This window comes from Micromonospora sp. NPDC047793 (assembly GCF_040642635.1).
Taxonomy (GTDB): domain Bacteria; phylum Actinomycetota; class Actinomycetes; order Mycobacteriales; family Micromonosporaceae; genus Micromonospora.
In genome coordinates, this window is record NZ_JBEYSG010000015.1 from 51,115 (window position 1) to 71,745 (window position 20,631).

Below are 20,631 nucleotides of genomic sequence, written 5' to 3' on the forward strand. Positions count from 1 at the left end.
ACCATCGTCCGGGCCGCGTCCACACCGTCCACTCAGTCCGCGTCCCAGCGGGCGAGATCGCGCAGCCACGCCTGCGCCGAACCGTCCGACGGCGCCCGCCAGTCGCCGCGCGGGGAGAGCGAACCACCGGCGACGACCTTCGGGCCGTTCGGCATCGCCGAGCGCTTGAACTGGGCGAAGCCGAAGAACCGGCGGCAGAAGACCTCCAGCCAGCGGCGGATCTCCGGCAGGTCGTAGGCGACCCGCTTGTGCTCCGGGAAGTGGGGCGGCCACGTGCCCGCCGCCGAGTCGTGCCACGCGTGCCAGGCCAGGAAGGCGATCTTCGACGGTCGGAAGCCGTAGCGCAGCACGTGGAAGAGGGTGAAGTCCTGCAACGCGTACGGGCCGATGCTGCTCTCGGTGGACTGGAGTTCCGCGCCCGGCACCAGCTCCGGGCTGATCTCGGTGTCCAGCACCGCGCGCAGCGTCTCGCCCACCTCCTCGTCGAACTGGCCGCTGCCGATCACCCACCGGATCAGGTGCTGGATGAGGGTCTTCGGCAGGCCCGAGTTGACGTTGTAGTGGCTCATCTGGTCGCCGACGCCGTACGTGCACCAGCCCAGTGCCAACTCGGACAGGTCACCGGTGCCGAGCACGATGCCGCCGCGCTGGTTGGCGAGCCGGAACAGGTAGTCGGTGCGGAGCCCGGCCTGCACGTTCTCGAACGTCACGTCGTAGACCGGTTCGCCGGCACCGAACGGGTGACCGAGTTCCTGGAGCATCAGCCGCGCGGTGGCGGTGATGTCCAGCTCGGTCGCGGTGACCCCGAGCGAGCGCATCAGCTTGTGGGCGTTGTCGCGGGTGTGCGCGCTGGTCGCGAAGCCCGGCATGGTGAACCCGAGGATGTCGCTGCGCGGCCGGCCCGCCCGGTCCATCGCCCGTGCCGCGACGATCAGGGCGTGGGTCGAGTCCAGGCCGCCGGAGACCCCGATGACGACCTTCGGGTCGCCGGTCGCCGCCAGCCGCTGGTGCAGGCCGGCGACCTGGATGTGGTACGCCTCGTAGCAGTCCTGCGCCAGGCGCGCCGCATCCGACGGCACGAACGGGTACCGCTCGACCCGCCGCCGCAGCCCGAGGTCCCGCGTCGGCGGCTCCAGCCGGAACCGCACCTCGCGGAAGCCGCCGGTGCGTCCCGCGTGCGCCCGCCGGTTGTCGTCGAACGTGCCCATCCGGAGCCGTTCCTGCCGCAGCAGGTCCAGGTCGACGTCGGCCACCGCGTGCCGCTCGTCGGCCGGGAACCGGTCGGTCTCGGCGAGCAGGACCCCGTTCTCGTAGATCATCGTCTGGCCGTCCCAGGACAGGTCCGTGGTGGACTCGCCCAGACCGGCCGCCGCGTAGACGTACGCGGCCAGGCAGCGCGCCGACGCCGACCGGCACAGCAGCCGACGGTCCTCGGCCCGACCCACCGTGATCGGGCTACCGGAGAGGTTGACCAGGACGGTCGCGCCCGCCAATGCCGCCTCGGCGCTCGGCGGCACCGGCACCCACAGGTCCTCGCAGACCTCGGCGTAGAGCACCAGGCCGGGCACGTCCTCGGCGGTGAACAGCAGGTCCACCCCGAACGGCACCTCGGCGCCGCCGAGCCGGATCGTCCCGCCGCGCTCGTCGACCCCCGCGCCGATCTGCCGGGCCTCGTAGAACTCCCGGTAGTTCGGGATGTACGACTTCGGCGCCACGCCCAGCACCCGACCCCGGTGCACCAGCACCGCGCAGTTGTAGACCCGGCCCCGGTGCCGCAGCGGCGCACCGACGACGAGCACCGGCAGCAGCTCCGCCGACTCCGCCACCAGGTGCGCCAGCGCCGTCTCCACCTCGTCCAGCACCGCGTCCTGGAGCAGGAGATCCTCGATCGAGTAGCCGCACAGGCCCAGTTCCGGGAAGACCGCCACGGCCACCCCCTCGGCGGCGCACCGGCGGGCCTGCCGCAGGACGGCCTCGGCGTTGGCGGTGGGCTCGGCGATGCGCGTACGCCCGGTGCAGGCGGCGACCCGGACGAACCCGTGCTGGTAGACGGAGCGGAAGTTCACCGCACCATCATCGCCGAACCCGTCCCGGCCCCGGCCGGGACCCGACGCTGCCGCTGACCGACGCTGCCGCTGACCGACGCTGCCGCTGACCGACGCTGCCGCTGACCGACGCTGCCGCTGTGACGCAGGCGACGCGTCGCATCCGGTCACCGACCGTTCGCCTGATTGTGTCCCCCGGGTCCGATCCCCATGATCGGACCGGCCGGACCGCCGACACCGGGGTCCGGCCCGTTCGCGCCGGTCACCGCAGGTCGCGGCGTGTAGGTGCGGCACCGGAGGGGCAGGAATGGGCAGTGACGTCGTGGCGAGTCTCGTCGGCGGGCTGTTCTGCCTGCTGGTGGTCGCCGTACTCGGCGGGGCGACGGTCGCCTACAACCGTCTGGTCCGCCGCCGCAACCAGGTGCGGGCCTCCTGGGCCCAGATCGACGTGCAGCTCAGCCGCCGGCACGACCTGATCCCGAACCTGGTCGAGACCGTCAAGGGGTACGCGGCGCACGAGCGTGACGCGTTGACGGCGGTGTCCGCCGCCCGCAGCGGTGCGCTGGCCGCCGCCACCACGCCCGGCCTGGCGGGCCGGGCCGGTGCCGAGACCGTGCTGACCGAGGCGGTCGGCCGACTGCTCGCGCTCGCCGAGGCGTACCCGGACCTGCGGGCCGACCGGAACTTCGCGGCGTTGCAGGCCGAACTGTCCCGCACCGAGGACCGGATCGCCTACGCCCGGCAGTTCTACAACAGCGCGGTGCAGACGTACAACACCACCGTCGAGTCCGTCCCCACCAACCTGGTCGCCCGCGTGGCCGGCTTCCGGACGCGGGACTACTTCGAGGCCGGGACGGGCGAGCGCGGCACCGTCGGAGTCCGCTTCCCGGGCCCGGGCGCGTGATGGACGGTCGTCTCCTGCTCGACCTGACGGTGGGGCTGGGCGCCCTCGCCGGCTGGCTGCTGCTCTACGGTGTGCTCCGGTGGGTCACCCGGCCCGCCGCCGTGTCGCCCGCGCCGGCCACCCCGGAACTCGGCGCCGAACCGCCCGCCGTGGTCAACCTGCTGGTCAACCGCTGGTCGCTGACCGAGGACGCCGCCGAGGCGACCCTGCTCGACCTCGCCGCCCGGGGCTTCTTCGAGGTACGCCAGCCCGGTGCCGACCCGATGCAGAGCACGGTGCACCTGCCGGCGGCTCCGCCCGACGAGGCCGGGCTGCGTCCGTACGAGCGACTGGTGCTCGACCGGGTGCGGGGGCTCGCGGTGGACGGCGTCCTGCCACTGACCGCGCTGACCTTCCGCGACGAGGCCCGGGCCCGGGCGTGGAACAAGCGGCTGCGCGGGCAGGTGGTCGCCGACGCCCGTGCCGCCGGGCTGTCCCGGCGGCGCTTCGGCCCGCGCGTGACCGCTCTGCTGGTCGGCGCGGCGCTGGTCGCCGCCGTGGTGGTCGGCCTGGCCGCGCTGCACCACGCGAGCTGGCATCCGACGTCGGGCAACTACCCGTTCATCGCCGGGATCGCGGTCTTCGTCCTGCTCTCCACGCTCGCCGGGGCCTCGCCCGGCGAACGCGACACGGTGCTCGGCCGCCAGGCCGCGGCACGGTGGCTCGGTGTCCGGGCCTGGCTGCGCGGGCACGAGCAGTTCGACGAGCTGCCCCCGGCCGCGGTCGCGATCTGGGACCGCTACCTGGGTTACGGGGCTGCCGTCGGCGCCACCCACCTGGCCAGCGCGGTGCTCGACCTCGGCCTCGGCGACCGCACGTCGGTCTGGTCGTCGTACGGCGGCACGTGGCGCCGGGTCCGCGTCCGCTATCCCCGGCTGTTGCTCCGCTACGGCCGCTCGGTGCCGCGCCTGCTGGCCGGCGGCGCGACCGGCGTCGCCGTCGGCGGTTACCTGCTCACCGTCGTCGGGCCGACGTTCACCCTCACTCCGTCGACGGTGAACCAGGCCGCACGGATCTTCGACCTCGTGCGCAACGGCGTCGTCGTGCTGACGGTCCTGGTGCTGCTGTCCGGGATCCACACCCTGGTCCGCACCCTGGTGGACCTGGTCACCGAGCGCACCGTCACCGGTGAGGTGCTCTGGGTCGAGGTGTGGCGCAGCACCACTCAGGGCGAGAACCGCCCGGCCCGGCCCTGGCTGCACTACCTGGCCGTGGACGACGGCACCGCCGACCGCACCACCGCGTGGGGGCTGCCCAGCGAGTGGGCGAGCCGCTGCCACGACGGCGACATGGTGACCCTGCGGGTACGGCCCTGGTCACGGCGGGTCGTCGAGCTGTCGGTGGTCGGGCACGGCCGCTCCCGGCTCCCCACCGGCACGGTCGCGCCCGACCCCGTCGGCCCGCCGTCAGCCGGTGGTGGATCCGGGCCGGTCGCGCCGCCGCCCCCGCCGACCGCCACGCCGTGACGTCGACCGCCGCGCCGACCGGTCGTCGGACCCCGCACCGTCCCCGGTCCGGGCCGCCGCCTCCCGCGCGAGCATGGTCGCCCGCGAGGCCAGCTCGTCCACCCGGCCCCGCAGCCGCTCCACGGTGACGTCGCCCGCGTCGGCGTCGGAGAACTCGCCGAGCAGCCGGGTGTAGTCGCTGACCAGCCGCGCGTATCCCCGGCCCGTGCTGCGGGCGGAGAGCTGGCCGTACCGCTGGTCGAGGTCGACGATCTGCTGTGCCAACCCGGCTGTCGCGGCGCTGAGCGCGCTGCGCTCGTCGGCCCGGTCGTCGCGTCGGCGTCGCCGCGCGGCGGCCAGCCGGCCGGCCCGCCGTCCCGCGAACCAGAGCGACGCGGCACCGGCGACCACGCCGCCGACCGCCGCGCCGGCCAGCAGGTACCGGGGCAGCGAGGGGCTGATCGTGCGTGCCCCGTCCGGGACCGTGCCGGCCCGTACCAGCAGGTCGTAGTTGACCACGATGACCTTGAGCGCCTCCACCGGCTGGTCCACGAACGAGTCGACACCCCGGCCGATGATCGTCTCCGCGACCATCGCCCGGCCGAAGTCCTTGCTGTCGCGCTGGCGGATGCGCGAGCAGCCGTAGGTGTCCCAGTCGTCGCCGTCGCGGCTCATCGCCAGCACCAGCGTCCCCTTCGCGGCCTGCCGGGTCTGGTCGCAGGCGGCCCGCAGGTCGTCGCCGGGCGACATCAACAGCACCACCAGCCGGCGGTTGCCGACGACCCGCTCGGCGGCGGGCCGGTCCAGGTCGACCCCGGGGGCGACGTACAGCGACGAGGCGCGGACCTCGCGGGCGATCGGGCCGTCCAGGATCCCGCCCGACCACAGCGCCCACCCGGCCAGCACCAGGCAGGCCAGCACCGCCCAGCCGAAGGTGGTGCCGACCAGGGCGGCCAGGCCGCGTCGCAGCGTGGCGGTCACGACAGCCTCCCCTGGAGATAGAGGTCGGGGCGGAACTCGGGGATGCCGGTCAGGCGGGCGGTGTCGTCCAGCTCCGCCGTCGCGTCGTCGAGCAACCGCCGGACGTGCTTGTCGGGGAGTCCCTCGTCGAGCGCCTGCCGGGCCGCTTCGAGCTTGCCGATGCCCCGGGTCAGCGCCGGGTTGCTGCGCGCGTCGGTGAGCAGCGACGCCTCGACCGCGAGCGCGGTGAGACCGGCCAGCCGGGCCCGCACGCCACCGCGTTGCGGATCACCCGGGCGGGTGCCCGAGCGGCGCAGCGACCGGATCGACAGCACCAGGAAGCCCGCCACACAGGCCGCGAAGATCCAGGGCAGGGCGGGCAGCGCCACTCGCAGCGGATCCAACGGCCGGTAGGGCAGTGGGCGGTCGAACAGGCCCGCGTACCGGATGTCGGTGACCCGGCCCAGGTAGACGCCGAGCACGTTCTGCTGCGGATAGTCGTAGCGGCTGAGCCGGTCGCCGAAGTGGGCGTAGAAGCTGGTCCCGGCGAGCTCCGCGAAGTCCGCCGCGCCCGGACCGTGGTACTCGACCCAACTGCCGTACATCACCACCAGCGGCTGGTCCGGAAAGAGCCGGTGCAGCGCCGGCCCGTACGCGGGAAGCGGCTCGCCGTACGGCTGGGCGGGCAGGGCGACGTACCAGGCGCCGTCGGGGAAGGCGGTGTCGGCGTCCTTCGGCACCTGGCGCAGCGTGGCGCCCTCCGCCACGTGCAGCCCGTCGGCGCGGAGGTCGGCGGTGACGGTGTCGAGTTCCGTCCCGCTCGGGTCACGCCAGCGCAGCGTGTCCTGGTCGGCCGGTCGCGGCACCTTGCGCAGCGCGGTGATCAGCGCGACCAACTGGCCGGTGACGTCGCCGGTGGCGAACTGGGCCCGCCAGCCGGGCAGGGTGTCCGGGGTGGCCTGGAACATGCCGCCGCTCACCTGCGTACCGATCACCCGGACGGTGGCGTTCTCGACCTCGCGGACCCGTTTGCGTTCCTCCTCGTCCAGGCCGGTCGGGGCGACCAGGATCCGGGTGTCCTCGCCGCCGATCGCCTCCCGTACCCGCTGCTCGTCCCAGCGGGCGACGGCACCCGGCAGGCGTACCACCGGGTCGGCGTCGACCAGGGCGGTCATCTCCTCGGTGGACGGCACGGTCGCGTCGCTCAGCTCACCGGCGGAGCCCTCCTCGACCTGCCTCGACACCGCCGGTGACTGCCCGTAGCTCACATCGATGCTCTGCCGCTGGGCGAGCAGGAAGACCGCCAGGACGACGACCGCGACGGCGAGCAACGCCCAGCGCAGCGGTTCGGCGCGTCGGACGCCTCGGGGCGCGGTCACCGCCGCGCCTGCCACAGCGCGTCGGCGCGGCGGGCGAAGTCGGCCGCCGCGCGGGCGGCCGTGACGCCGCCACGGTCGGCGGCGAGCAGTTCGGCGCGGGCCAGCAGGCCGTCGGCCTCCGGCAGCCGGGTGCCCGCCGCGTCGCGGCTGACCGTGGCGCTGTCGATCGCGGCCCGGGCGGTCGACCAGGCCACGAGGCGGTCCTGCCGTCGCGACCGCAGGCGGGGCAGGAGGGTGGTGAGGAGTCCGGCACCCAGCAGCAGTACGCCGCCGGTGAGCCAGGTGAGCAGGGATGGTGACATGTGCTCCCGCCATCCGAGGGGGTCGGTAGGGCTACCTGTCTAGCGCACCGGTACCAACCCTCCGCAGGCCACCCCTGGTGCCGGTGGTCCGGCCGGTGCCCGTGGGCGGCTCCGGCCGGACCGCGCGGTCAGCGGGAGTAGTACTCGACGACCAGTTGCTCGTCGCAGCGCACCGGCACCTCGGCGCGCTGCGGCAACCGGATCAGCCGTGCGGTCAGCCCGGCCAGGTCGACGTCGAGATAGGGGGCGGTCCGTTCCGGGGCGTGCGCACCGGCGGCGGCCACCACGAACGGCGTCTTGGCGCGGCTGCCCTCGCGGACCGCGATCACGTCGTCGGGACGCAGCCGGGCCGAGGGGCGGTCCACCCGCCGTCCGTTGACGTTGACGTGACCGTGGGTGACGGCCTGGCGGGCCTGGTAGATGGTGCGGGCGAGACCGGCGCGCAGGACCAGGGCGTCCAGGCGCGTCTCGAGGTCGATCACCAGTTCCTCGCCGGTCTTGCCCGGACGGCCCACGGCGCGTTCGAAGGCCAACCGGAGCTGCTTCTCCCGCAGGTCGTACTGCGCCTTGAGGCGCTGCTTCTCCAGCAGCCGGACCTTGTAGTCGCTCTCCTTGGTCCGCGCCCGACCGTGCACACCGGGTGGGTAGGGCCGGCGTTCGAAGTACCGCACGCACTTGGGGGTGAGCGGGATGCCGAGGCGGCGGGAGCGCTTGATCTTCGGGCGGGACTGGTTCATCATCACCTCTCTAGTAAGGTAAGGCTAACCTAATGGGAGGTGGGGCATTGAGCAAGGCACCCCTGGCGGCGACCACCGCCACACCGGCCGAGCGACTGCGTACGCTGCTCGCCGCCGCGGACTCGCTGCGCCTGCGGACCACCCGCCACCGCGCGGACCTGATCGGACGGCACTCCCTCGACGCCGACGGGCTGCTCCGGGTGGCGCTGCCCGCCCACGCCGAACTGGCCCGACACCTGCTGGACACGGGGGAGGTGCCGGCGCTGGTCGAGATCACCGACCTGGCACCGGTCCCGGCCCGCCACCGGGTCCGGGCGCGGGCCAGGCTCACCGGCTGGCTCACCCTGGACGACCTCGACGGTGGCGACGTGACCGCCTTCCTCGCGCTCGCCACCGCCGACCTCGTCGACGCCGACGGCGACGCCACCGTCGACCCGGACGACCTGGCCGCCGCCGACCCCGACCCGCTCGCCCCGTACGAGGCCGACCTGCTGCGTCACCTGTACGCCGCACACCCGGAGACGCTCGGTGGCCTGACCCGTCTGGTGCCGGCCGACCGGCGGGCCGGTGCCGGCCGGGTCCACCCGCTGCGGCTCGACCGGCACGGGATCGTGCTGCGCCTGGAGGTGCCCGAGGGGCACCGGGACGTCCGGCTCGCCTTCGCCGAGCCGCTCACCGGACCGGACGACGTCGGCGCGGGGCTGTCCCGCCTGCTCGGCGGCGAGCCCGGCTGCCCCACCTGCGTCCACCCCCACCCGTGACCTCACCCCGGCCGTCCGCCCGAACGGAGCCCGCCCATGCAACCCAGTAGCGCCGAGATCGCCCGCACCCTGGCCGGCAGCACGACGCTCGCCACCGTGGTGGCGTACCGCGGGCCGACCGTGACCGACGTGCGGCACGGTGCCGCCGACGACGGCCGCATCCTGCTGTTGTGCCGACGGGACGAGCCGCTCGCCGGCATCACCGGCTCGGTGCTCGTGCACATCGCGGACGTGCCGCCACTGCCGTTCTCGCCGACCTGGGGCCGGTTGCGGGTCGGTGGCCGGGCGACCCCGCTGGCCGGGGCCGCCGCCCGCGCCGCCGCCGACGCGGTGGCGGCCACCCTGCCCGACCCGGACCTGCTGGACATCGGTGCGGAGACGGTCATCGTGGAGGTGGTGCCGAAACGCGTCACGCTCGCCGGCCGGGACCGGGACCTGCCGGTACGCCTCGTCGACTACCGGGCCGCCGCGCCCGACCCGATCTCCGCGATGGAGCGACCGTTCCTGGTCGACCTGGTCGACCACCACGGCACCCGGTTCTATCCGTTCCTGCGGCGGCAGTTGGTCGCCGCCGGGGTCGACCTGCCCGCCGACTGTCTGCCGTGTCCGCTGCGGCTGGACCGGTACGGGCTGCTGGTGTCGATTCCCACCCCCAGCGGCGGGAGCGCCTGCTACCGGCTCTGCTTCACTCCGCCGCTGAACGGGCAGGAGGACCTGGTGCAGCGGCTGCATCCGGTGCTGTTTCACCCGTGCGACCGGCACTGATCCTCGCTGTTTCGTCGGAGGTGCCGACAGGTTGAGTCGGGGAGGGCATAACTTTTGCTATCTGAATAAAAAGATGACGGGCTATTGAACGAAGCCCTGCCGTCGCAACGATGACCGGATGCGTCGACTCCCAACGGCTCCCCGACGCGTGGTCTCGGGCCTCCTCGCGCTCGTCCTCGCCTCGGCCGCCGTCCTCCTCGGGTCCACCCCACCGGCCGCCGCCCACGGCACCCTGGCGGTGTCCACACCGGCCGAGGGCGCCACCGTCGACACACCACTGACCACAGTGGAACTGCAATTCACCGAGCAGGTCCGGGACGACGCGTACTTCGCCGTCACCGCGCCCGGCGGCGCCCGGGTCGACAACGGTTGGACACACGGGACGCCCACACCCCTGGACCGCCCGGTCCGGGAGTACTTCCTGGTCGACGGTGTCTTCGAGCCACGCGAGTACGCCACCGGCTTCCCGGCGGTGCTGACCCTCGCGCACCTGCCCGCGACCGGCCGCTACTCGGTCAGCTACCTCTCCGTCGCCTCCGACGGCGAGACCGTACGCGGCACCATGAGCTTCCGCTACACCGGACCGGTCACCAAGGCACCCGCCGGCTGGAAGGCGCCCACGGACCAGCCCGCCCCGGCACTGCTCGCCGCCGCCGAGCAACACGGGACGCCCGGGTCCGGCGCGACGCCCGCCGCCTCACCCGAGGCGGCCCCCGCACCGGCGATGACCGAGCCCCCCTCATCTTCCGGCGACGGCGGGGGCGGCCCCGGATGGCTCGCCTGGCTCACCGGCGCGGTGGCGCTCGGCGCGGCGGTCGCGGCCCTGCTCGTCCTGCGTCGCCGCCCCACCACCGGCGTCCCCGCCGGCCGATCGCGCCCCACCCGCCCCCGGGGTGACACCCGCCGGACCGGCACCGGACGTCGATCCGGCGCGAGCGCGGTCCCGGCGACCACCACGAAGAAGCCGGCGTCGGCGCGGAAGCCCGGCGGCGGCGGAGTCAGGACGTCCACGGTGACCGCCTCCACAGCGAACGCCGGCCGGACCTCGACGGTGGCGACGTCCTCGGCGCGCGTACGCGCGACGTCGGCGGCCGATCGGAGGCCCTCGGCGGGCGTCCCGGTCGGTGCGCTCGCCACCACCGAGCGGGAAACGCCGGTCGTCGACCCACCGGACGACTCGGCACCGGCCCGCACCGGCCCGGAGAACCGACGCGGTGACACCCGGCTGGTGCTGCTGGTCGGTGGGCTGGTGGTGGCCCTGCTGGCCGGATTCGGGCTGGGCCGCCTCGGCACCGGCGAGCCACGCACCACCAGCACGGGCGGCCAGCAGGCAGCCGCCGCCGGTTCCCCGGTCGCCGGAGCGGTGGCGGGCGACGGACACCAGCACCCGTCGGGCACCGGTCCCCACACGCACCCCGGCGACGGCACCGGCCAGGCGACCGGCACCGAGGTCAGCGTGAGCGGCTACACCCTCCAGCCGGTGCTGCGGACGCAACAGGCCGGCAAGGCCCTCGACTACCGGTTCCGGATCCTCGGCCCCGACGGGCAGCCCGCCACCCGGTTCGCGGTGGTGCACGAGAAGCCGCTGCACCTGATCGTGGTCGGCAACGACCTCGGCGGCTACCAGCACCTGCACCCGACGATGACGCCGGACGGCACCTGGAGCGTCCCGCTGACCGTGGCGAAGGCCGGCGACTACCGCGTCTACGCCGACTTCTCCGTCACCACCACCGACGGTCGACAACTGCCGTTGGTGCTCGGCGTCGACCACCACGTCCCCGGGGCGTACACCCCGGCCGGGCTGCCGCCGCCGCAGCGGGAGACGACCACCGGACCGTACGCGGTCGCGCTGGAGGGCACGCCCACGGTGGGCGTGAGCACGCCACTGGCACTACGGGTCACCCGCACCGGCGGCACCGAGCCGGCCCGACTGGACCGCTACCTGGGCGCGTACGGGCACCTGGTGCTGATCCGGGAGGGGGACCTGGGTCTCGTGCACGTCCACCCCGAGCAGGAGCTGGTCGACGGCGCGGTGACGTTCTGGCTGACCCCGCCCAGCCCCGGCCGGTACCGCGCGTTCTTCGACTTCCAGGTCGACGGCGAGGTGCACACGGCCGCGTACACGGTCACCGTGACGTGATCGGACTCACGGCGGGGCGCTACGAGGTAGTGGGACCCCTGCGGAGCAGGACCGGTGCTGCCGCGAGCGTGGCGACGACTGCGCCGAGACCCGCGACGAGGAGGCTGGTCGCGCCGCCGAGGACCACCACGGCCGGTCCACCCAGCGCGGTGCCGGAGAGGTTGGCGCCGTTGAGGAGCGCCGAGGCGCAGGCGAAGGCACGACCCCGCACCTCGGCGGGTACCTCGGCGTGGATGAGGTTCCGGACGGCCAGGTTCTGCAGGGCGTTGGCGATGCCGGTGCACACGAAGCCGACGAGTGCCACGGCGAGGACGGGGAGCACGGCGACGACGGTCAGCGCCACACCCATGAGGAGCCCGGCTCCCGCGAGCACGCGCGGCTGGGCGGCCACCGGCACGCGGGGCGCGAGGAGGACCGACGCGGCCACCATGCCGACGGCGTGGGCGGTGAGCAGCAGTCCGTAGCCGACATCGGTGGTGCCCACGTCCTCGCGGGCGAAGAACACCCGGGCGGTGCTCATGGTGGCGGTGAAGACGACCGCAGCGGCCAGTGCGGAGACGGCGGTGACCAGCATGCGGTTGCGGCCCAGCACGACGACGCCCTCGCGCACCTGCTGCGACCAGTGTGCGCGAGCACCGGACACCGGCTCGCGGCGCACCGCGACGGCGGTGACGACCATCGCCATCAGCACGAACGACACCGCGTCGATCAGCAGTGCGCCCCGACTGCCGAACGCGGCCACGAGGATTCCGGCCAGGGCCGGCCCGAGGACGTTCCCGACCGCCCGGAAGGCTTCCAGGCGCCCGTAGCCGTACGCGACCCGTTCCTCACCGACGACTGCGGGCACCAGGAGCAACAGTGCCGGCGAGACGACGGCGAGACCGGCCCCCAACGCGGCCACGAGCAGCAGCGTGACGCCGACGTGATCGGTGAGTGCCACGACCACCACCACGGCGGCCTGCACCAGGGCGACCGCCGTGACCAGACGGCGGCTCTCCACCCGGTCGATCAACGGCGCGGCCAACGGCCCGATCACCACGATCGGCAGCACTCCCACCACCACGAGGGCGGAGATCAGGACCGCTGAGGCGCCCTGCTCGTAGAAGCGCAAGGTCAAGGCCACCAGCGCGACCTGGTCACCCATCGAGGAGATCGCGTAGGCCATGGCGACTGCGGTCAGCGCGGAACCGCCGCGAATCGGCATTCGACGATCCTGGCACGTCCTGCACGGTCGTGCCGCCTCACCATCCGCGTGTCAGGACCCGTCTGTCCGATGCTCGCGGTGGATCTGCCGCCGGAGGAAACTGATCGGGCTTCGGATACGTCCGATCGGCATGAAGATTCATCGAAGCGGGCGGCTGGTGGTCCTTCCTCTGCTGTTGCTGACCTCGCCGGCCGTTTACCGCGCGTTCTTCGACTTCCAGGTCGACGGCGAGGTGCACACGGCCGCGTACACGGTCACCGTGGAATGACCGGTCCGGCCGACGCGCCGACCCCGGCCAGGGCGGCGCCGCGCGCGGTGTGCCAGTACAACACCTCCCGGCCCGACCTCCGCCGGGTCACCATGCCGGCGTCGCGGAGCACCCGCAGATGGTCACCGACCGCGCCCAGGGACAGCCCGGTGATCGCCGCCAGTTGCGACGTACTCAGCGGATTCGTCAACCGGACGAGGATGTCCGCGCGGTTCGGGCCGATGAGCCGGTCCAGCCCGTCCGGCATCGGTGGGCTGTCGTCGGCGAGGATGCCGCTGGCCGGATAGACCATGCCGAAGAGGGTCGGCCGGTCCCACAGCACCCAGCCGCGCACACAGTGTGCCGGGACGAACACCAGATGCTCGGCCCGGTCGAGCGGCAACGGCGGTGCGGGGTAGTCGTTGACCTGGAGGTTGCCCTCGCCGAGCCACCGCACGGTGGGCTTGAAGTCGGCGAGTACGCCCGCCCAGCCCTGGGTGCTGAGCCGGGCGGTACGGGCCACCACGTCGGCCCGCAGGCGGCGTTCCCGCGCCGGCCACTCCGGTCGCACGGTCTGCGTCCACACCCAGTCGAGCAGGGCCAACACCTGGTCGACCAGGCCATCGCCGCACAGCAGGTCGGCGAGTGGACCCGGGCGGGCCGCCCGCAGGTCGGCGCGGATCCGGTCGTCGTCGCGCCCGGCGACCACCGCCAGTTCCTCGGCGAACGTCGGTGCCGCCGTCGCGGGTGCCAGGGTGAGGAAGTCGGCGGTCCAGCGCGGCTGGAACGCCGCCGCCAGCAACGCCGGCAGCAGCGGCCGGGCCGCCACCATCCGCTGGTACGCGTCGAGGTGCGGGCGGCGCCAGGCATGCTGCCACGGTCGACGTGGGCTGTGTAACGCCCGCAACGCGGCGACGGTGTCGGTCATCGGCGAGATGACGAAGCGGCTGTGCGCCAACAGATCCACCGGTACCTGCCAGACGGACATGTTTCGCCTCCAGCCGTAACTGTAGGGCGCGCGGCGACCTGCGCCGAGGATCGTCGGAGTGAGAACCTACTCGGAGCTGTTCGCCGTCCACGAGTTCCGCAACCTCTTCGTGGCCAACTGCGCCGGCATCGCCGCGCACACCACCTCGGCGCTGGCTCTCGGCTCGCTCACCTACGTCGCGACCGGGTCGGCCCTGCTCACCGCGCTGAGCATGTTCGGCGCGCCGCTGGCCAGCGTGCTCGGCAGCCTGACCCTGCTCTCCGCCGCGGACAGCCTGCCGCCGCGCCGGGCGCTGACCATCGCCGCGCTCGTCGCGCTTGCCGGGGCGGCTCTCCAGGCGCTGCCGGGGCTGCCGTTGTGGGCCAGGTTCGCCCTGATCCTGACGGTTGCGTACGTCGGGTCGGTCACCGGCGGCGCCCGCTGGGCGCTGCTCAACGACATCCTGCCGCCCGGCGCGTACGTGCTCGGCCGGTCCACGCTGAACGTGAGCGTCGGCGTCATGCAGATCGCCGGTTTCGGGGCGGGTGGCGTGCTGCTGGTCTGGCTGAGTCCGTACCAGGTGTTCCTGGTCGCCACCGTGCTGCGGGCGGTGGCGGTGGCGGTGACCTGGTTCGGGCTGCGGGAGCGACCGGCCCGGGCGGACGCGTCGACCTCGACGGCCCGGACCATGCGGATCAACCGGGAACTGTGGGCCGATCCGGGACGCCGCTCGCTCTACCTCAACCTGTGGGTGCCCAGCGGCCTGGTCGTCGGCTGTGAGGCGCTGTTCCTGCCGTACGCCGGTGACCGCGCCGGTTTCCTCTTCGCCGCCGGCGCCCTCGGCATGCTCACCGGTGACGTCCTGGTGGGTCGCTTCCTCGGGCCGGCTACGCGCCAGCGTTGGGTGCTGTCGCTGCGACTGTTGTTGCCGTTGCCGTACCTCGCCTTCCTGGTCCGTCCGGAGCTGCCGCTCGCGGTGCTCGTCGCCATGGTCGCCTCGGTCGGTTTCGCGGCCTCGCTGCCGTTGCAGGAGCGGCTGCTTGCCCACTCCCCGCCACAGGCCCGTGGCCAGGTGCTCGGCCTGCAACAGAACGGCATGCTGACCGGGCAGGCGGTCTGCGCGGCGCTGGCCGGCGCGGTCGCCGACGTGATGCCGACCCATCGGGCGGTGGCCGTGCTGGCCGCCCTGTCTCTGGCGACGACGCTGCTACTCACCCGAGGACTGCGCCGCACCCGGCCAGAGGTGTCGCCGATCACCGCCGAACCGGCCCAAGCCTGATGCGCTGACAGCCGAGGACGAGATGTAAGGAAGGGACCCCTACTAACGTCTGGTGAGGTAAAGGGGTCCCTTCCTTACATCCACGCCCGACGCGCGCGAAAGATGACGGCGGAAGAAACCGATCGGGCTCCGGATACGTCCGATCGGCATGAAGATTCATCGAAGCGGGCGGCTGGCGGTCCTTCCCCTGCTGTTGCTGACCTCGGCGGCCTGCGGCCAGCAGGGGGCCGGCGGCGCGGGCGACGCCGGTTCTCCCGAGCGCTCCTACTCGGCGGACTCCGTGGTGTTCCGGATGGACTACGTCGGCGGGTTCGTCACGCCGGCCATGCTGGCCACCCGCCTGCCCGCGATCAGCGTCTACGGCGACGGGCGGGTGATCACCGAGGGGCCGACGACGTTGCAGTATCCCGGCCCGGCCCTGCCCAACCTCCAGGTCCGCACGATCAGCGCCGACGAGGTCGAGAAGCTGGTGGCGCAGGCCCGGGCGGCGGGCGTCGGGGGAGTCTCCGACCTCGGGACCCCGCCGGTCGCGGACGCCGCCTCGACCCGGTTCACCCTCCTGGGTGACAAGGGCGTCGAGGAGTCCGAGGTCTACGCGCTCGGCGAGGCCACCGGCACCGACAGCGGCCTGAGCGCCGAGCAGCAGTCGGCCCGGGACAAGCTGCGCGCCTTCGCCGAGTCGCTGACCGACCCGTCGGGCCCGCTCGGCGACACCCTGGAGGACACCACCGCGTACGCGCCGACCGCCGTCGCGGCCGTCGCCGAGCCGTGGGTCGCCGACAGCGAGGCCGGCGAGCAGCCCGAGGTGGCCTGGCCGGGGCCGGCACTGCCCGGTGCCGCCCTCAGCAAGGACCTCGGGTTGGGCTGTGTGACGGTCACCGGTGACGAGGTGCGCACGCTGCTCGGTGCGGCGGCGAGCGCCAACATGGCGACGCCGTGGACCTCCGACGGCAAACAGTGGCGGGTCACCCTGCGGCCGCTGCTGCCCGACGAGTCGGACTGCGGCGACCTCGCCAACCGGCGTTGAGTCCGACCGGGCGGCCGGGCCGGGTGCACCGGCCGCCCGGCGGATCCCGTGCCGACCAGGATCGTGGTGCCAAGTGACCATCCAGGGGAGGATCCGTACCACGATCTGGGCCCGGTCGACCGCGCGAAGATCACTCGGTAGGCTGCCGCGCGATGAACAGCCCGACTCGCATCCTGGTGTACGGGGTGCACGGCTCCGGCAAGTCCACCCTCGCGCAGCACTTGGCCCACCGGCTCGGGCTGCCCTGGCACCCGGTCGACGACCTGCTCTGGGAACCGGGCTGGGTGGAGGTGCCGGTCGCGGTGCAGCGCAGCCGGATCGAGGCGATCTGCCGCAAGGAGCGGTGGATCCTGGACGGGGCGTACCACGGCTGGCGGGACGTACCGTTGGCCCGGGCCGACCTGGTGATCGGCCTGGACTATCCGCGTTGGCTCTCCTTCCGGTGGCTGCTGCGCCGCACCCTGGACCGGCTGCGGACCCGGGAGGAGATCTGCAACGGCAACCGCGAGTCGCTGGGCAGCGTGCTCTCCTCGGAGTCCGTCCTGGTCTGGCACCTCACCGGGTACGCCCGCGAACGCGCGCGGATGCGCGCCTGGCAGCGTGACCCGGCCGGGCCGCCGGTGCTGCTGTTCGACACCCCGCAGGCGCTGGAGCACTGGCTCGCCGCCCTACCGTCCCGCCCGCCCGACGCACCGTCCCGCTGACCCGCCACACCAACGCGCCGCCCCGGCTCAGAGGCCCTGGCGGCGGGCCACGCTGATGGCCTGGGCGCGGTCGGCGACCTGGAGTTTGGCGAAGATGTTGGAGACGTGGTTGCGGACCGTCTTCGTGCTCAACCCCAGCCGGGTCGCGATCTGCGGATTGGTCAGGTGCGCGGCGATGAGCGTGAGGATCTCCCGCTCGCGTGCGGTGAGTTCGGGGAACGCCGGTTCGGCCCGGTCCAGCCCGGCGAAGTAGCCCATCAGCCGGGTGGCGATGGCCGGTCCGAAGATCGCCTCGCCGTCGGCGACCACCCGCACCGACCGGATGATCTCCAGTCGGCGGGCGCCCTTGAGCACGTACCCCCGGGCACCCGCGCGCAGCGCGGCGAAGACCGAGTCGTCGTCGTCGGCCATGGACAGGATCAGCACCCGCACGTGCGGGCTCATCCGGACCATCCGCTCGGTGGCCGCGATGCCGCCCATCCCCGGCATGGTCAGGTCGAGCAGCACCACGTCGGGTTGCAGCCGGGCGAGTACGGCCAGCGCCTCCTCGCCGCTGGCCGCCTCGCCGCACACCTCGATGTCGGGGCTGGTGGCGAGCAGCGCGCGCAAGCCGGCCCGGAACGGCGCGTGGTCGTCAACCAGCAGGGTCCGGATCTGGTCCATCGGTCTCCTTCATACCGGTGAGCAGGGTGGCGGTCACCAGCGTGCCGGCGCCCGGTGTCGAGGTGACGACGCAGGAGCCGCCGAGTTCCTCGGCCCGTTCCCGCATCGTGTGCATGCCCACGCCGTCCGGCCGGTCGGGTCGGCGGCCCCGGCCGTCGTCGCGGATCTCCAGACACAGCCGCCCGCCGGAGACCCGCAGCCGCACCCGCACCTGGGTGGCGCGGGCGTGCCGCCGGGCGTTGGTGAGGGCCTCCATGGCGATGCGGTAGGCGGCCACCTCGGCCGCCGCGGAGAGCTCCGGCAGCACCGGTGGGGCGTCGAAGACCACCCGGGGCCCGTCGTCCGGCCAGCCGGCGATGTGCGACCGCAGTGCCCCGATCACGTCCATGGTGTCCAGCGCCGGTGGTCGCAGACCGTTGACCAGCCGCCGGACGTCGGCGACGGCGGTCTGGGCGTCCACCACGATCTCCTCCAGCAGCCGCTGGGTCGGCGGACCCGGTCCGAGTTCCTGGGCCGCCTCGGCGCGCATGGTCAACCCGGCCAGCGTCGGCCCGAGGCCGTCGTGCAGGTCGCGACGCAGCCGCCGCCGTTCCTCCTCGCGTGCCAGCACCAACTGCTCGCGGGAGCGTTGCAGGTCGGCGGCGAGCGACTGGGCCCGGTCCAGGGCACCGACCGCCTGCACCGCCACCCCGATGTGCCGGGCCAGGTCGCGCAGCAGCCGCAGTTCCCAGGCACCGAGCGTGGTCTCCCCGATCCGGGGGCCGAGCAGCAGGTGACCGACGGTGTCGTGGGCGGCCAGCGGAAGCCGCACCGGGTCCGGTGGCGGGACACCCAGCCGGTACGACCGGCCGTCGACCGTCTCGATCTCCACGTAGGAGAGCTGGAGCGCCTCGCGGACCGTCGCCGTGCTGGTGGCGAGGACGGCGGCGGCGTCCTGGGTCTGGTCCAGCCGCTGCCCCAGCCGGGCCAGCACCGCGTACGGGTCGTCGCGTTCGCCGTACACGAGAAGGTTGACGCGGCGTTGCAGCCAGCCGCGCAGCGGCGCCAGGATCAGCGCCGCCACGGCCGCCGCGACGAACGAGACCGGCAGGCTCGCGGAGGCGTCGAAGCCGGCCCCGAGCAGACCGACGACCAGCACGTACGCGCCGCCGACCGCCACCGACAGGGCGACGAACACGGCGGTCCTGCTGATCAGCAGGTCGATGTCGAAGAGCCGGTGTCGCAGGACGGCGATGCCGATGGCCACCATGATCAGCGCGCCGCTGAGACCACCGGCCAGGTCCCAGAGCAGGTTGCCGTGCGGCCAGATGGTCGGGTGCGCGTCGGTCAGGCCGGCGACGAGTCGGGCGACCACCACACCGACCGCGAGCGCGACCGCGTACCCGAGCCACTTGACCTGCTGTCGGCGGACGCCCTGGGCCTGGCGGGCCTGCCACACCACGGCGCAGCCGGCGGCCACGTAGATGATCGCGCTGGCCAGGGTGGCCACGGCAGCGGTCGAGTCGGCGACGGGTTGCCAACCCGGTACGCCGAGCGGGTTGACCGCGCCGACCGGGCTGACCTGTTCGTTGGCGCCGGGTCGCAGCGCCCCGGCGACCATGGCGGCGACGCCGAGGAGCACCACCACCCAGACCGCCGGCCGCCATCGGGGCGACAGCAACCGGCCGTCGGGGAAGAACACCGGGATCAGCGCCACGGCCGCGTTGCCGGGCACCCAGAGCCAGTTCTGCGGCCAGGCCAGCACCTCGGCGAACGGCACCCGACCGGGTGCCACCACCAGCCCGTACGCGGCGTACTGGCCGCACGCCTCCTGGAGCGAGAAGCAGAACCCGCTGGTCAGGGCCAGCCAACCGATCGGGTTGTCCGGACGGTGGGCGGCGATCGCCGCGCCGACGATCGCGCACGAGGTCACCAGCAGCAGGTGTGACATGTCGCCCACCGAGCCGCCGTTGAGCACCGCCAGACCCACCGCGACGGCGGCCAGTTGCAGCGACGCCCCGCACAGCGCCCATGCGGCGCGGCGCGACCAGGCCGGGCGCGGTCCGCGTACGGCTCGCGTCCGGGCGGCGTCCGTGACCGGCGCGACGGCGGTGTTCTCGGTGGTCATGGCGTCGCCGAGACTAGACCGTGCGGGCGGGTCGGCGGATCGGGCGACCGGCCCGGCACCGCCGTCGCCTCGGTGGGCTCGTGCCCGCGCGTGGCCCCGCCGGTGCCGTACCAGGACCCCCGCACGGTCAGGGACGCCCGCCCGGACGTGGGCGCATCGCCAACGCCACCCCGGCGACGACCAACCAGATCCCGCCGGGGACCAGCGAGATGTACTGCACCGGCGCGAGCTGGGTGGCCGCGACCAGCACGGCGATCACCGCGCTGAAGACCGCGAACCAGCGGCTCACCGAGCCGTGCCGGAACCCGCCGACCGCGACCGCGGCGGCGGTCAACCCGATCCCGCCCCAGAGCCAGGCCATGGTGGCGTAGATGGTGAGCTGCGGCGCGATCACGTCCGGGTCGTACTCCGCCGCCGCGTTCAGCGAGAAGAACAGCTCGGTGGAGATCCCGCCGCCGATCAACAGCCCGACCAGCACCAGGCCGACCCCACCGGCGGCGAGCGTCGGGACCAGGCTGCCGGCCGGTTCCTGCGCCCCCAGGTAGCGCCGCAGCCCGGCCGCGAAGACCGCCAGGCAGACGATGGCGACCACGGTCACCACCTGGTGGGCCCACACGTACCCGGCGCGGTCGGCCAGGGCGGCGACGTAGCCGGCGTTGTCGGCGCGGTACTGCTCGGCGGGGGCGGTCAGGCTCGCGGTGGTGAGGATGCCGACCAGGCCGACCAGGCCACCGAGAGCACCGGTCAGGGCCCAGAGACGCGGCGGGCGTACGGGTGCCGGCGGGGGATCGCTCGGCGGGTTCTCCGACGTGGTGGCGGGATACATGGTGGTCTCCTTCTCGGGCGCAGGGTGCGTCACCTCGCACCCTGCCGCCGGGCCGACCCGGTCCGCATGGGGCGTCGCGGCCCACCGGCGCGTGAGGTTCCCGACCGGCCGGGACATCGGTCCCTGGTGA

General features: G+C 73.8%; 19 protein-coding genes. 9 read left to right on the forward strand and 10 right to left on the reverse strand.

The features are described 5' to 3' along the window. Positions 1 to 32: 32 nt before the first annotated feature. A complete protein-coding gene (locus tag ABZ738_RS24705) occupies positions 33 to 2,066 on the reverse strand; it encodes an NAD(+) synthase (RefSeq protein ID WP_176094483.1) in 2,034 nt (677 codons plus the stop codon). Between the two features lie 286 nt (positions 2,067 to 2,352). Between ABZ738_RS24705 and ABZ738_RS24710 the strand changes: the two genes are divergently transcribed. Continuing rightward, entirely contained in the window at positions 2,353 to 2,949 is a 597-nt protein-coding gene (locus ABZ738_RS24710; RefSeq protein WP_357216795.1) for a LemA family protein, read from the forward strand. Further along, positions 2,949 to 4,454, forward strand: a complete 1,506-nt coding sequence (locus ABZ738_RS24715; RefSeq protein ID WP_357216798.1) for a hypothetical protein — start codon at positions 2,949 to 2,951, stop codon at positions 4,452 to 4,454. Before ABZ738_RS24710 ends, ABZ738_RS24715 begins: the two co-directional genes overlap by 1 nt. Here ABZ738_RS24715 and ABZ738_RS24720 read toward each other — a convergent pair. The 4 genes from ABZ738_RS24720 to rpsD form a co-directional block, all read right to left on the reverse strand. Continuing rightward, positions 4,395 to 5,414, reverse strand: coding sequence for a hypothetical protein (locus ABZ738_RS24720; protein ID WP_254876912.1), 1,020 nt, complete (start codon positions 5,412 to 5,414; stop codon positions 4,395 to 4,397). The two genes, ABZ738_RS24715 and ABZ738_RS24720, sit on opposite strands and share 60 nt — an antisense overlap. Next, entirely contained in the window at positions 5,411 to 6,772 is a 1,362-nt protein-coding gene (locus tag ABZ738_RS24725) for a hypothetical protein (RefSeq protein ID WP_357216802.1), read from the reverse strand. The genes ABZ738_RS24720 and ABZ738_RS24725 overlap by 4 nt, the downstream gene beginning before the upstream one ends. Then, entirely contained in the window at positions 6,769 to 7,074 is a 306-nt protein-coding gene (locus tag ABZ738_RS24730; RefSeq protein WP_176094479.1) for a DUF6403 family protein, read from the reverse strand. Before ABZ738_RS24730 ends, ABZ738_RS24725 begins: the two co-directional genes overlap by 4 nt. 128 nt (positions 7,075 to 7,202) lie before the next feature. Continuing rightward, positions 7,203 to 7,811 (reverse strand): 30S ribosomal protein S4, encoded by a 609-nt coding sequence (gene rpsD, locus ABZ738_RS24735; protein ID WP_357216987.1) that lies wholly within the window; start codon positions 7,809 to 7,811, stop codon positions 7,203 to 7,205. A 47-nt stretch (positions 7,812 to 7,858) separates the two neighbouring features. On the opposite strand from rpsD, the gene ABZ738_RS24740 reads away from it, so the two are divergent. The 3 genes from ABZ738_RS24740 to ABZ738_RS24750 all read left to right on the forward strand — a co-directional run bounded on the left by ABZ738_RS24740 (position 7,859) and on the right by ABZ738_RS24750 (position 11,477). Continuing rightward, positions 7,859 to 8,572 (forward strand): DUF2470 domain-containing protein, encoded by a 714-nt coding sequence (locus tag ABZ738_RS24740; RefSeq protein WP_357216806.1) that lies wholly within the window; start codon positions 7,859 to 7,861, stop codon positions 8,570 to 8,572. 36 nt (positions 8,573 to 8,608) lie between these two features. Further along, the gene (locus ABZ738_RS24745) at positions 8,609 to 9,337 is read left to right on the forward strand and encodes a DUF2470 domain-containing protein (protein WP_357216809.1); all 729 of its coding nucleotides are present in this window, start codon (positions 8,609 to 8,611) and stop codon (positions 9,335 to 9,337) included. A gap of 118 nt (positions 9,338 to 9,455) precedes the next feature. Next, positions 9,456 to 11,477: a copper resistance protein CopC gene (locus ABZ738_RS24750; RefSeq protein ID WP_357216812.1), complete on the forward strand. Its 2,022-nt coding sequence runs from the start codon at positions 9,456 to 9,458 to the stop codon at positions 11,475 to 11,477. 19 nt (positions 11,478 to 11,496) lie between these two features. Here ABZ738_RS24750 and ABZ738_RS24755 read toward each other — a convergent pair whose 3' ends face one another. Further along, on the reverse strand, positions 11,497 to 12,681 hold the full coding sequence (locus tag ABZ738_RS24755; RefSeq protein ID WP_131054551.1) for an MFS transporter: 1,185 nt from the start codon (positions 12,679 to 12,681) through the stop codon (positions 11,497 to 11,499). A gap of 130 nt (positions 12,682 to 12,811) precedes the next feature. Between ABZ738_RS24755 and ABZ738_RS24760 the strand changes: the two genes are divergently transcribed. Continuing rightward, positions 12,812 to 12,949, forward strand: a complete 138-nt coding sequence (locus ABZ738_RS24760) for a hypothetical protein (RefSeq protein WP_161595005.1) — start codon at positions 12,812 to 12,814, stop codon at positions 12,947 to 12,949. Here the strand turns inward: ABZ738_RS24760 and ABZ738_RS24765 are convergent. Continuing rightward, entirely contained in the window at positions 12,936 to 13,916 is a 981-nt protein-coding gene (locus ABZ738_RS24765; protein ID WP_131054550.1) for a winged helix-turn-helix domain-containing protein, read from the reverse strand. The genes ABZ738_RS24760 and ABZ738_RS24765 overlap by 14 nt on opposite strands. 58 nt (positions 13,917 to 13,974) lie before the next feature. Between ABZ738_RS24765 and ABZ738_RS24770 the strand changes: the two genes are divergently transcribed. The 3 genes from ABZ738_RS24770 to ABZ738_RS24780 all read left to right on the forward strand — a co-directional run bounded on the left by ABZ738_RS24770 (position 13,975) and on the right by ABZ738_RS24780 (position 16,905). Next, positions 13,975 to 15,174: an MFS transporter gene (locus ABZ738_RS24770; protein ID WP_357216816.1), complete on the forward strand. Its 1,200-nt coding sequence runs from the start codon at positions 13,975 to 13,977 to the stop codon at positions 15,172 to 15,174. 148 nt (positions 15,175 to 15,322) lie between these two features. Next, positions 15,323 to 16,201: a hypothetical protein gene (locus tag ABZ738_RS24775; protein WP_131054548.1), complete on the forward strand. Its 879-nt coding sequence runs from the start codon at positions 15,323 to 15,325 to the stop codon at positions 16,199 to 16,201. A 152-nt stretch (positions 16,202 to 16,353) separates the two neighbouring features. Beyond that, on the forward strand, positions 16,354 to 16,905 hold the full coding sequence (locus tag ABZ738_RS24780; protein WP_357216821.1) for an adenylate kinase: 552 nt from the start codon (positions 16,354 to 16,356) through the stop codon (positions 16,903 to 16,905). Between the two features lie 27 nt (positions 16,906 to 16,932). Here ABZ738_RS24780 and ABZ738_RS24785 read toward each other — a convergent pair whose 3' ends face one another. The 3 genes from ABZ738_RS24785 to ABZ738_RS24795 form a co-directional block, all read right to left on the reverse strand. Then, positions 16,933 to 17,568, reverse strand: coding sequence for a response regulator transcription factor (locus ABZ738_RS24785; protein WP_176094472.1), 636 nt, complete (start codon positions 17,566 to 17,568; stop codon positions 16,933 to 16,935). Next, entirely contained in the window at positions 17,540 to 19,675 is a 2,136-nt protein-coding gene (locus ABZ738_RS24790) for a sensor histidine kinase (protein WP_357216824.1), read from the reverse strand. The genes ABZ738_RS24785 and ABZ738_RS24790 overlap by 29 nt, the downstream gene beginning before the upstream one ends. Before the next feature lie 127 nt (positions 19,676 to 19,802). Beyond that, the gene (locus ABZ738_RS24795; protein ID WP_357216827.1) at positions 19,803 to 20,534 is read right to left on the reverse strand and encodes a hypothetical protein; all 732 of its coding nucleotides are present in this window, start codon (positions 20,532 to 20,534) and stop codon (positions 19,803 to 19,805) included. Between the last annotated feature and the right edge of the window lie 97 nt (positions 20,535 to 20,631).